Annotated in this window: 13 protein-coding genes and 1 riboswitch; of the genes, 8 read left to right on the forward strand and 5 right to left on the reverse strand. The window is 56.7% G+C overall.

Annotation, left to right across the window (positions count from 1 at the left end; genetic code table 11):
* Window positions 1–575: 575 nt before the first annotated feature.
* Genes ACR0EF_RS16105 through ACR0EF_RS16120 form a run of 4 tightly spaced genes read right to left on the reverse strand, consistent with a single transcriptional unit; the run spans window position 576 to window position 3,755 of the window.
* Window positions 576–1,604 (reverse strand): FecCD family ABC transporter permease, encoded by a 1,029-nt coding sequence (locus ACR0EF_RS16105; RefSeq protein ID WP_170372389.1) that lies wholly within the window; start codon window positions 1,602–1,604, stop codon window positions 576–578.
* Window positions 1,605–2,558, reverse strand: a complete 954-nt coding sequence (locus tag ACR0EF_RS16110; RefSeq protein ID WP_170373214.1) for an ABC transporter substrate-binding protein — start codon at window positions 2,556–2,558, stop codon at window positions 1,605–1,607.
* A 1-nt stretch (window position 2,559) separates the two neighbouring features.
* On the reverse strand, window positions 2,560–3,360 hold the full coding sequence (locus ACR0EF_RS16115) for an ABC transporter ATP-binding protein (RefSeq protein ID WP_170372393.1): 801 nt from the start codon (window positions 3,358–3,360) through the stop codon (window positions 2,560–2,562).
* Complete coding sequence (locus tag ACR0EF_RS16120) at window positions 3,357–3,755, reverse strand: DUF1636 family protein (protein WP_170373215.1); 399 nt, start codon at window positions 3,753–3,755, stop codon at window positions 3,357–3,359. Before ACR0EF_RS16120 ends, ACR0EF_RS16115 begins: the two co-directional genes overlap by 4 nt.
* Window positions 3,756–3,858: 103 nt before the next feature.
* Window positions 3,859–4,066, reverse strand: a riboswitch (cobalamin riboswitch).
* A gap of 645 nt (window positions 4,067–4,711) precedes the next feature.
* On the opposite strand from ACR0EF_RS16120, the gene ACR0EF_RS16125 reads away from it, so the two are divergent.
* From ACR0EF_RS16125 to ACR0EF_RS16155, 7 genes are all read left to right on the forward strand, one after another.
* Window positions 4,712–5,011 carry a hypothetical protein gene (locus ACR0EF_RS16125; RefSeq protein WP_170372398.1) on the forward strand — a complete coding sequence of 100 codons (300 nt, stop codon included), beginning with the start codon at window positions 4,712–4,714 and terminating at the stop codon, window positions 5,009–5,011.
* Window positions 5,012–5,335: 324 nt separating this feature from the next.
* Window positions 5,336–5,674: a hypothetical protein gene (locus ACR0EF_RS16130; RefSeq protein WP_170367557.1), complete on the forward strand. Its 339-nt coding sequence runs from the start codon at window positions 5,336–5,338 to the stop codon at window positions 5,672–5,674.
* 55 nt (window positions 5,675–5,729) lie between these two features.
* Window positions 5,730–6,344, forward strand: coding sequence for a hypothetical protein (locus ACR0EF_RS16135; RefSeq protein WP_170373216.1), 615 nt, complete (start codon window positions 5,730–5,732; stop codon window positions 6,342–6,344).
* Window positions 6,345–6,393: 49 nt separating this feature from the next.
* On the forward strand, window positions 6,394–6,699 hold the full coding sequence (locus ACR0EF_RS16140; protein WP_170343103.1) for a hypothetical protein: 306 nt from the start codon (window positions 6,394–6,396) through the stop codon (window positions 6,697–6,699).
* A 41-nt stretch (window positions 6,700–6,740) separates the two neighbouring features.
* Window positions 6,741–6,914: a hypothetical protein gene (locus tag ACR0EF_RS16145; RefSeq protein WP_170372404.1), complete on the forward strand. Its 174-nt coding sequence runs from the start codon at window positions 6,741–6,743 to the stop codon at window positions 6,912–6,914.
* A 782-nt stretch (window positions 6,915–7,696) separates the two neighbouring features.
* The gene (locus ACR0EF_RS16150; protein WP_170372406.1) at window positions 7,697–9,130 is read left to right on the forward strand and encodes a hypothetical protein; all 1,434 of its coding nucleotides are present in this window, start codon (window positions 7,697–7,699) and stop codon (window positions 9,128–9,130) included.
* 67 nt (window positions 9,131–9,197) lie between these two features.
* Window positions 9,198–10,061: a metallophosphoesterase family protein gene (locus ACR0EF_RS16155; protein WP_367646426.1), complete on the forward strand. Its 864-nt coding sequence runs from the start codon at window positions 9,198–9,200 to the stop codon at window positions 10,059–10,061.
* Here the strand turns inward: ACR0EF_RS16155 and ACR0EF_RS16160 are convergent, their stop codons facing one another.
* The gene (locus ACR0EF_RS16160) at window positions 10,062–10,784 is read right to left on the reverse strand and encodes a DUF4956 domain-containing protein (protein WP_170373218.1); all 723 of its coding nucleotides are present in this window, start codon (window positions 10,782–10,784) and stop codon (window positions 10,062–10,064) included.
* 79 nt (window positions 10,785–10,863) lie between these two features.
* Here ACR0EF_RS16160 and ACR0EF_RS16165 point away from each other — a divergent pair, with 79 nt between their 5' ends.
* Entirely contained in the window at window positions 10,864–11,907 is a 1,044-nt protein-coding gene (locus ACR0EF_RS16165; RefSeq protein ID WP_170373219.1) for an SdiA-regulated domain-containing protein, read from the forward strand.
* Window positions 11,908–12,066: the final 159 nt, after the last annotated feature.

The following is a 12,066-nucleotide window of genomic DNA, read 5'->3' on the forward strand; positions in this document are numbered from 1 at the left end:
GCAAATTTTGAGATGTGGCTAATGTCTATGAAGTATATTTCAGGACAATTGGCGGCGTGAATTTTTGCCGATGAGTCTTATGAAGGCCCAAAACTCAGTCTGAGAAGTTCTCTAGCCCCACCCAACCATGCTGGGAATTCTTGCTACTGGACGTACTCGAAGAAGCCCTAGGCAATCGTGCGTTACCCATTTTAACGTGCATTGGCGTTCGAGCGCACAACCGCTTGCTACTATTGGAATAAGAATAAAATTGTGAGGCCAAATCGCACGTTAAAAATCAAAGTTGCAGCTTTCACCGTGCAAATTTGGCACAAAATTGACACAAGCGCGGATGCAATCATATTAAATACTTGTTTTATAATAACAAAATACGATAGCCGCGTCCTCTGCTAAGGGAGTAGGCGGGAAACCGTCTCGAGGGTTCGAATCCCTTCGTCTCCGCCATTACCCATTGATACGGCTAAGATAGTGAAGGGCTTGCTTGCAAGTTCTACACTTTTGCTGCGCGCCTTCGCCGGTGCTCCGCCAGCTTCAAGCACCGTTTGGCTGATGATCCGCCAACGGGCCTCGAACACTCAGCGTTTCAACAACAGAATAAAGAAGATCCCTCCCAAAAGACCCGTGACGACGCCAACGGGAATGTCCTCGGGGGCCATTGCGGTTCTGGCGACCACATCCGCCCAGAGCAGAAACAAACCACCCAGAATTGCCGACAGAGGAAGGACGCGTCGGTAGTCTCCGCCAACCAGGAACCGCACAATATGCGGAACCATAAGACCGACGAAGCCGATCATGCCCGAGAAGGCCACCATGACTCCGGTGATCAGCGCGCCAGCTGCAAAGACACCAAGCCGAAACTGCGCCACCGCAATGCCCAGCGAGCTTGCGGTTTCATCCCCGATGGTCATCGCATTCAGCCTGGCGGCCTGAAGCCAAAACCAAGTACCGCATGGCAGCAGGATCGCCAGCGGGTAGATCAGGTATGACCATTGAGCCAATCCCAACCCGCCCAACATCCAGAACACGACCGTATGAGCCGCCTTGGGATCGCCGAGGAAAATCAGAATGTTGGCGCCAGCCATGATGACGAAAGAAACCGCCACACCGGTCAGGACCAGGCGGTCCGCGCTTGTGGCGCCGGCCCAGCGGGCAACGCTCAGGACCGTCAGCGTGGCCGCCAGGGCGCCCAGAAACGCCATGACCGGCACGGTCAGAAGCCCCAGAAACAAGCCGGTATGCATCAAGGCAAGAATGGCTCCAAACGCGCCGCCGGCCGAAATGCCCAGCAGGTGCGGATCGGCCAGCGGGTTTCTTGTGACCGCCTGGAGGGTGGCCCCGACAATCGCCAGTCCGGCCCCGACCATGACGGCAAGCAAGGCGCGCGGAAAACGGATTTCCCAGATAATCGCGGCGCGGCCCTTTGACCATGTCGGCTCGTCCGAGGATAGGCCGGCTTCGTGCAGCAACACTCCCCAGACGGTCTTGGTGGGCACCGAAATGGCCCCCACCGAGATCGCAAAGGATAAGGACGCGACCAACACGACTAGTCCCACCAGCATCGCCGCCCAGAGCGGTAGTACCCGGCGCGCCCGCACTACGCGCATTTAGTTGCCGACCGAGGCAGCCGGGCCCCAAAAGCCATGGGCGAGCTTCCGAACCGCCTTGATGTTGCGCGGTCCGGGTGTGGCCTCGACATATTCCAGAACCACGAAACGATCGTTCTTGACCGCGTCCAGATCTGCAAACGCAGGATTATTGACCATGAAGTCCCGCTTCTGCTCGGCGGTGACGTCGCCATAATTGACGATCACAATGACTTCGGGGTTGCGATCGACGACTTCCTCCCAGGTGACGGTCGCCCAGCTTTTCTCGAAATCATCCATGATGTTGACGCCGCCTGCGGCCTCGATCAGAGCGGTCGGCATGGCATAGGGGCCGGCTGTGAACGGCGTATCCTCGCCGCTGTCGTAGACAAAGACACGCGGCGGTTCGCCCGAAGGATTCAGGCCAGAGGTGATCTCAGCAAGTTCGGCCTTGTACCCCTGAACCAGCTTTTGCGCCCTGTCTTCGACACCGAAGATACGACCGAGATTCAGCAGATCGTTGTACATGTCACCCATGCTGGCTTTGGGCTTGTCGCCAATGTGGATGCAGCTTTCAGTCAGTTCGTAGACTTTGATCCCGAAGGGCTCGAGCGTCTCCGGCGTCACCTCGCCACCCACTTTCATCCCGTAGTTCCAGCCTGCGAAATAGAAATCGGCATCTGCGCCGACCAGCACCTCTTTGCTGGGATATTTGGCCGGCAGCTCGGGCAGTTGCTGCACTCCGGCGCGCATGTCTTCGTCCAACGTCTTCCAGCCGGAAATGCCGGTATATCCCACCATCCGGTCGGCCAAGCCCAGCACCAGCATCATTTCCGTCAGGTTCACGTCGTTCGAGACCGCCGCCTTGGGCGGTTCGTCAAAGGTGACGGTTCGATTGCAACTTTGCACGGTGGTTTCCGCGGTCGCGGTGTTGGTGGCCAAAGCAAGGCCCAGGGCCAGGGTGGTCGGTTTCATTTCAAGCTTCCTTCTGGTTGGGGGTGGGGAGTTGATAGGTCAGGTGAGGTTTGTGACTGAGGCTGAGCTGCTCTTGCCGGGCGGTGACTTCGAACGTGTCAGAGACCAGCCTGTCACTCAGCACTGTCTGGGGTGGGCCAAAGCCGCAGGGTCGACCGTTCTTCAGAACCAGAACACGGTCGCAGACATCGGCAGCCAAGTTCAGGTCGTGCAGCGAGGTGACGATCGTCAGGTCGAGGTCCCGGATCAGCCGCAACACCTCTAGCTGGTGGCGGATGTCCAGGTGGTTGGTAGGCTCGTCCAGCACAAGAATCCGGGGTTCCTGGGCAAGGGCGCGCGCGACCATCACACGCTGACGCTCGCCGCCGGACAGAGTGGCCAGCCCACGGTCGGTAAACCCGTCCAGATCCATTCGGTGCAGCGCGGATTCGATGATCTGGTGGTCACGACTGCCGGGCGTGGACAGGCCCAACCGGTGCGGCACCCGCCCCAACGCCACGATGTCGCGCACGGTCAGCGCGAAATCCGAGGGCTGCTCCTGCAGCACGGCGGCTACCTGACGCGCCAGCGCCCGGGGGGCCATTCTTTTGACGGATCCGCCGTCCACCAGAATGTCGCCCGAGGACGGACGGTGATAGCCGTAGATCATCCGCAGAAGGGTTGTCTTGCCGGCACCGTTCGGCCCCACAACCCCCATGACCTGCCCGCGCATCAGCGCAAAACTGGTCTCGTGCAGCACCAACGGCGCTCGTTTTCGCGGCGCCCAAGTGACGGCATCCACCGACAGCAAAGGCGCGCTCATGAGGCGCAATCCGCATCTTCCGAAGACGCAGCCATCGCGGCTGGAATGCGGGCCAGTGTTGCGTGGCGAAGCCCGGCCGGGCGGTCGACCGAGCTGCACCATCCATCGCGCAACTGCTGGTACAGCCGGGCGAATTCCACCAATGCCCCGGTCTCTTCAGACGTAATACCGCCAACCAGGTAAGATGCCTTGCCCGGCCCGTGATAGGCGACGGTACAGGGTCGGGTGCACCCGGCCATGCAGGCGGCACCGGAAACGTCAAAACCTGCCAAACAGTCGTCTTCGGCCAGCGCGGCGCGCAATCGTCCGATCAGGTCAGGCCCGGGGCGTGCGGCTGCGCCCTTGGGTCGGCAAGATAGGCAAACCGTGATGTGATGTGTTGATTGTCGGTTCATTTCGCCCTCCGCGAAATCGCGGGGCGGAAAGGGAACCAGTCATGTCAGCGGCGTAAGCCGAAAATGCCATCTTGGCCTCCTTCCGGGACACCCCGCCCGGGTTGAGTTGCGTTTGATGATGGCAGGTCTCCTGACTCGCGGTGTATGGCTTGCCCCGCCTTCCCAGACCTATCGGCCCAGTGGCATCCGGGGGTCGCACACCGCCTACAGTTGCGGGGGCAGTCACGGCATTGGCGTCAGAACGGCGCCGCACCGTATTCCCATTTACCCGACCGCCGAAACGATCGGGAACCATCAGCGCCAATCTCATCCATGAATCGAGTTGCACTGTCAACGACTTACTGGGCGGGTGCGTAATGGAGGTATCCAGGCGACCCTTCGGCACCGCCTGAGCGACAGACCGGGCGGCTAATTACGTCGTTTTGACCAAATGACTTAAGATAGCCCGGAAGGTCCCGAAACACGGCGGCGCAAGCGGGCTGACTGCCAAGCCTCCGTGAGCGGCCTCGCCCTTTCCCTTTGATTGCAGAAGCCTATTGTTGCCAAGCTTACAAAATTTACGCGCGGAAAAATCATTGATTTATCTTGTGATTGATTCAAACATACGAATTCGACACAACTTTAGCTTTACCTCCGTTGTTGTCGCTGTCGCCCGTTTCGTCGGGCCCTTCCGACTGCTGGAGTGAGTGCTGGCAGTCGGAAGGCATTTCACGAAGATCAGCGTTGGGAGGACGCGGTGCCCGGACTTAACGTACGAACCCTTCCTCGAAACTTCGCACCGGTTTTTGCCCATGACGTCATTGCGTCAGCACGCTTTGTTTACGGTCCCGGGGATCGGCAGAATTTCTGTCTGCCAGCCATGTCTTTGGCGGCAAAACCGGGGACCGCATAGACGCAGGCGCGCAAAATAAAACCACCTATTCCACAAGCATCAGCAAACCCAAGAGGAGAAGAAAGTGATTAACAAAGTCATGATGATTTCAGGCGCGACGTGTTTCGCACTGCTAGCGGCCTGTGACGACACCAGCACGTCAAGCACACCTGCCGAACTGACGCCCGCTCAACAGGCGTGTCTGCGAGACGTGGCCAAAACAACCAACAATCCGCAAGTGGTCGTGCTCTCATCCGCGTTCAGCGAGGCTGGAACACAAGTCACCGTTGGGGTTGGAGAGGATCGGGCTCCGTGGAATTGTATTGCCTATAGTGATGGCGCGACAGCTGGTATCGAGTTCCTGGGCGACGAAGGCGCGTTGTGACCCGTTTTATGCCTAGTTGAAATCGGCTGTGCTGCGCTTGCTTGATACGCAGAGGTCCGGCTTGGTCTGCAGAATAACCATCATCGCGTTTGCGACCCTTTACCTGTTGGCGTTGTTTGCGTTCCTGACGGGCACTTTTGGCTGGTTCGGACAGGAACGAGACCCATTGTCCGGCGTGTTCCTTTTGCCGCTGGGTCTGCCTTGGGTCCTTGCGGTGGACCTTTTCTCAGAGGTCGCCAAACCGTGGTTCGCAGCGATAGCACCGGTGCTCAACCTGTTGGCACTGGTTTTGATATGCAGATGGGCACGTGGTTTGCGCCAGGAATGAAGGCGGAACTCTTTCCCGCAAAATGGGAGGAAAACATGGGAAAAGTGATCTTGGGGCTTGTGATCGGGCTCATCCTCGGCGTGGTTGGAGCGATGACCTTGGGCGGCGGGGCCGCGATGGGTGTCGGCGTTGCGACAGGCTTGTCCGCCGGTGTGTGCACCACATTGAAGGGAGCTCAGGCCGAGAACCTGATCACCGCCGAGCAAGCAGATCAGATCCTCAATCGCGTGAACTCCGAGATGGCATCATTGCAAGGAATTGAAACGACGGACGAGATCGTCGGCAGCGCACAGGCATGCGATGAATTTCTGGCAAAGTTGCGGGAAGCGAAGTGAGGTTTCTGCTCACCGGAAACACAACACTTAGGATAGACCAACAGAGGACCTGCTCATGAAACGCAGTTTTTTGAACCTTTTAACTCCCGCCCTTGCGCTCAGCGGAACAGCCGCGCTGGCCATGTCAGACGCCGACGACGCGTGTATCGACCATCTGCGGCAGGTCGGTGGACCGGACGGTCAGTCCGGCACGATCGAAAGCTCACAGTTCTCGGAAGCCGGCACGCTCGTCATGCTGCGTGACGCGGGCGGAACACTTTGGCGTTGCATTGCGTACAAGGATGGAAGCATCGGCGAGATGTCGGTTGTCGAGGCGATGGATGATGGTGGCGGAGCCATGGACGGCGCTTCCGGGTCTACAGGTAGCCAGCGCGTCAAATTCGATGCCGGGTCCACCGGCGCCGAGCTCGTCGGCCAACTCGCGCCAGGGGCATCGCAGCAATACGTTCTTGGCGCGAAGAATGAACAGTTTCTTTACGTCCGCGTTGCTCCGCGAAATGGATCCCTGGACTACGTCATTCGCAACCCCGATGGGTCTGAATTGCTGGGATTGATGTCTGCGGACAAGGAGTATCGCGGACAGCTGTGGCAATCCGGCGATCATGTTGTCGAGGTCATCAACCGCAGCAACTCTGCCGTCGACTACAACGTCATTTTTGGAATTGAATAGGTGATCGCCCCGAAACCATGAAACGCATTTCCAAAAAATAGGAAAGCAGATGAAATCCAAGACCCTAGTGGCGATCGGCGCGGTCAGTGTCTCTGTGCTTGCAGGATGCGACGAAAGTGGCGGATCAGTGGAAGCAAGTGCTCCTACCGTGGGCAGTTCCAGCGATCTGTCGTCATTTGAAGGCGCAAGAGCGGGTCAGGCTGAAATGGGCATTCAAAGTCTCGGGTTTGAACTCATCCGAAGCGAAGGGCTGACCTCGTACTGGTTCAACAAGGAGACCGGTGCCTGTGCTCGGATCACGACATCTGAGGGAAGATACTCGGACGTAGCGATGCTGCCGTCTGGTGACTGCTGACACACCTCATCAATCCCAAATCTGCAAAAAGGAGCTCCAACTTGCATTTCGACCTGGCACATGCGGCGATTACCGTTGTCGCCTTGATAATCACCAACCTGGCCTTGAAGTCGGCCGGCGTGATCACCGAAGACAACAAACACCAATGGAACTGGAAAGTTGTTCTGGCCTACTTCGTGGTCGTCTATATCATCAACATGGTGTGGCCGATTTAAAGCTGAAGGGCGAGATGCCAACCGCCGACCTGACCTGGTTACCGTGAACGCGCCTCTCCGCGGGATTTCCGGCAGGAAAAGCGTGAGCATCGCCGGCTGAAAACAGAAAGGAATACGCATGCGGTTTTTGACATCCCTCATATTCATCGGTGTTCTGGCAACTGCGGCGAATTCTGACGTCACCAGTCGAAACGGTGGCCCAAGCAACAGCCAGATGCTCTCTAGGGGCAGCGACGGAGGCATCGATGGCGTCGCTTTCTTTCGCCCAGTCCTAAGCGGAGTTTTGTATCGCTCTGGCTTCAAGGGCGGCGACAAGGGTCGAACGGGCTTGAGCAACGCTCAGCGCGAAACACTGTGCGATGAAGGGTTTTCGGCCGGGTTTTATGCGGACTTCGGCAAGAACACCGAATACGGCCGCACCAGCTGTGGAAACGGAGCCTTTGACTATCAGAGCGCCAGATCGTCCCGCCCCGGCAGTGTCATGGCCGCCATACACCAGGTGATTGAGGACCCTGGAAAGGGTCCTGTCCTGGTGCACTGCATGTGGGGCGTTCATTCCTCAGGCGCCTTGTCGGCAATGGCGCTTGTTCAGTTTTGCGGCTGGACGGAAGACAGGGCCAAGAAATATTGGAATGATGCCCGAAACGGGGCCCCATGTTCGGGCGGGTGTGACCAGTGGATTGACTCGAAATTCTCAAACTTCAGTGTCGACCCCAGTTTGAAGATCTCCGCCGAACAACAGGCCGCGATTTGCCCCAAATGACATCCGGAGGACTATCCAAATGAGATTCAATCTTCTGGGGTCACTGGCTTTCATTGCGCCCACTGCCTTGTGGGCGAGCGACGATGTTCGCGGAGAAGCCACGACATTTGCTAGTCCCAATGGTGTTACGGAACGCTGCATTCGGATCGAAAAAGTCCCAATGGGCGAGTACAAGAACAGCGATCTTGAGGAAGAAACTGCCTATTGCGAGATCGATTTCTATGCACCCGAAATCGCTATTTGTCCAAAAACCTGGAGCACCAGCCCAGGAATGGCCGTCTACGATATTTCGGAAGGACCCTACGTGGGGAACCGCTCTGAGTTCGAGAGAAACGCTTGCAAAGAGGGCAAGTCGGCAAAAGAACTGGCCAAGGGCAGAGTGGCCAAATTCAAATCCACCATGAACCAAAAAGGTACAAGCGGAACGTTTTCCACCTCGTCGCTGCTCTACTACCATTTCTCAAGGTATTTCGACGCGACGGTGAAAGTTCCGGTGGCGGTCTGGCGCAGCATGGACGATCAGGCGCATCTTACCGAGGTTGCGGAGCCTGGCCTTGCGATTTCCGGTGGATCTCATGGCGGGCGCATGAACCATGAAGGCTGGCGGGTCTTCGTGGCTGCGGATGCCGATCCGAACTCGTACCAGCCAACCGATGATCTGTTCACCGCGGATCGAACGCAGATATACGGTGTCCTGCTTGATAGCCCCGGTCATCGCTACGGCTCGGAAATCAACGGCACCCGCAAGTCCGGTTGGGGCAAAGGCCAAAATCGCGATTTTCAGGAAACACCCGCTTTCCTGGCCTTGCGGTCGTCAAAACCCTTGCCCGAGGCCATTGCAGAGGGTGTCAGGAAAGGCCGAAAGGATCGTCAGATCAACAAGGACCTCGGGCCCGATGTCAGCGACCGGCAGATGGCATTCTGGATGCAGGAGCTTACCGAGATTGTTCTGCTCGACTTCATCTTCAGCCAGCAGGACCGTGTGGGAAATATTGATTTCACGCCCTACTGGTATTGGGTCGAAGACGGAAAACTGAAGAACCAGAAAACGAAGCACCATCAGCCGAATGATGGAGACGTTCCCGCCGATGCAATATTGATCCGTCGCAGCAATCTGAACGACAACGATGCCGGTGGGCGGGTCGAATATGCCAACTTCGCGAAATCCACTCAGATGCTGGAGAAAATGCGGCATTTCTCTCCAAACACATACCGGCGGCTGGTTGCGTTGAACAGTGACCTTCAAACGCAAGGCCCGGTTTACGGCTGGTTGTCACAAAGCTTTGGGTTGTCGGACCGTCAGATTGCGCAGGTCGTCAAAAACACTGCGCTGGCAACATCCATCCTCAAGAGCAATTGTGCCAAAGGCGATCTGGTGTTTGACTTGGACCCTGTCACATTCTTTTTGAACAAAAATACCGAGGCGGAGGGCCTGGACTGCAATGATCCGTAAGCGTTCGATCACTGTCGCGGCGTTCGTTTGGACGGTCGCGCTCGCCTGCAAAGCGGCCGCTTTGGATGTGATCGTCATATCGGATCTGAACGGCAGCTATGGCTCGGTCAAATACGATGCCCGCATCGAAAAGGCGATCAAGCGGATAATCGAGATTGATCCCGATCTGGTGATTTCGACGGGCGATATGGTCGCCGGACAGCGTATCCCCAACCTTTCAGACAAACAGGTCAGAGAGATGTGGAAGGCGTTTCACATGACGGTATCCGACCCGCTGGAGGCTGCCGGAATTCCATTTGCGGTCACGCCGGGAAACCATGATGCGTCGGCCTATCGCGGGTTCGAGCGCGAGAGAAAAATATACGCCGAGGAATGGGGCCCGAGAAAACCAAACGTCAACTTCCTGATGTCGGATGACTATCCGTTCTTCTACGCGTTTGAAATGCAGGGGATAACCTTTGCATCTTTGGATGCCACGACCCTTGGGCCACTATCCGGCGATCAGCCGGACCAACTTGTGCAACTTGGGGCAGGTGGAGACCCGATTGTCACGTTCAGCCACCTCCCGCTGTGGCCGTTTGCGATCCAGCGCGAACGCGAAATCATCGGTGACCCGACGCTTGAAAGAATCTATCTGCAAAGCGGCGTCGTTCTGCACCTGTCTGGACACCATCATGCTTTTTACCCTGGCTGGAAAGACGGCGTGGCCTATGTTTCGCAAGCTTGCTTGGGTGGTGGCCCGCGGCGGCTAATCGGTGATCGCGCCAGGTCACCTCACAGTTTCACGCATGTCACCTTCCAGCCGAACGGAGAGTTTGGGATAGCAGTATATCGAGGGCCGGATTTCGAAAGGTCTGTCGACTTCAAGTCGCTCCCGAAAGAGATCAGATCCCCGAATGCGGTGTTGAAACGTTTAGACCTTGTGAAATGACTAGAAGCTGAGTTTCAACTCGACTTTTTCGGGGACCAAATCGTTTATCATCACTTCGATGCGGGCCTCGGAAAGTCCACCCGAGGTAATGAAAAGCAATGAAATTCGGGATTTGCCGGGTACATGGTGTTTTCTGATCAGCTTCCAGCCGGCGTCGGCGGCCATCGCTTCAATGGCGCTGCTGACGTTCAATGAGTGCTCCTCGTCCGAAGCCTTAAGCGATATTTCAACGCCCTTGTTTCGCCCTCCGAGCCAAATGAAACACCAACAGACAACCGCCACCAATGTGGCCATCAGCGGCAGGCCCAACCCGACCGCAAGCCCAAGAACGGTTACGACGATCAATTCGACAGTGTCTATCGGATCATCCAAATTGGAGCGAAACCTGAGCAACGCTCCGATGCCGAAGATAACGAACCCGATCATTGACCCGTGCTGGACGACCAGGAACCCCACCGCCATGCCGATCAGCGCATATAGGAAGAAAAGCCTGGGCATGACGATGTCGCCGACACTTCTACGGGCTTTGCGCCGCACCGGATGATAGACGATCAAGCCAGCCAGAACGATCGTGACCAGCACATCAAGAGAAAAGAAATACAGTTCCTGTTTGCCGCGAAACTGCGTCCATCTGCGTTCGATCAGAATCTCCGATTCCGAAGCCCCGGCTAGCATCGTCGCCGGGTCGATTTGCGACATCGCCGTACCGGGCAAAAGCAGCATCAACAACACAGTCACAAACGGGAAAATCGTATTCAACTCATCTTCCTTCCTGCTTGCGCCCAGACAATGCCCGTCACAAGTGAATCCCAACAAGCAGGATCAGGTAAAGAGTTCAAAGCGCATTCTTCCGACATCACAGACAAGTTGTGATACGAATGCGATAAAGGGGTGTGTCACACACACGAAAATATCGAAGGGCAGAAAGCACGTGTTTCCGTCAAAACCTGAAGTTTCACGGCGCTTCTGCAAATTTGGGAGATCCGCTCTTGCGGCCAGCTTCCTAGCGGCAGCGTTTTTGCCTTGGTCTGGCTCTGCCCACGCCAAAAGTGCTGATCTGGTTCTGGTCGATAGATTCAAGGTGGCGGACGAATCAAAGGGATTCTCAGAACCTTCCGGTTTGTCGCTGTCCCACGCTGAAGGCTTCTTGTGGTCTGTAAGCGACGCTGAGCCGAAACTGCACCTACTTGGAGTCGACGGAGTATTGGGAAACTCCTTCCAGTTGCCGCCTTTCGCCGGATCAGATTTGGAGGGCGTCGCGTCGCGAAAAGATGGGTCGGTTTTGCTCCTTCAGGAAACCGATCGATCGATATTGGTCGTTCAACCAACCGACCCTATCCAACTGACAAGGGTCCCACTTGCGTCCCTCAAGGGGTACCCGGCCGCTGCCGAACTGCTTGTCGGCAACCCGCTGAACAAGGGGCCTGAGGGCATCACCGTCGACCCGGACACTGGGCGAGTATTCGTTGTCATTGAAGGACAACCGCGTCTGTTGCTGGTTGTCTCACCGGACCTGACTGAAATTCAGGAAGTCATCCCTTTGGATCGTGGATCTGGTTTTGTCTCGGATCGCGTGAATGACGATGAACTGGATGTAAGCGGTTTGGCTTGGTCCGTGTCGGGTGTGCTATGGATTCTCAGCGACAAGGGACGCCAGATCTTTTTGTACGATCCAGAGACGAGAAAAGCAGATACGATTGAACTGACGTATATGAAAAATGGAGACCGAAAGGTCGTGAAGCACCCCGAAGGGATCGCCTTGGATGAGGCCAAAGGGCTTCTCTACATCCTCACGGACGATGCCGAGAAGTCGCGCCTGTACGTTTTCAATATCCCTGAGTTTTGATCGCTACTGCACGGCACTCACCCCGTACGGATGACTTAGCCAAGAAAGCCCGCATTGGGTCCAACTTCCTTGATCCGCGCCACTCAGAACCGCTCCCAGGCCGCGTTTTTTGGCCGTAGGAGGGTCCTGAAAAAAGCAGCCTTCAGTTGGGCCGGTTCA

The organism is Ruegeria sp. CG8 (genome assembly GCF_056537165.1).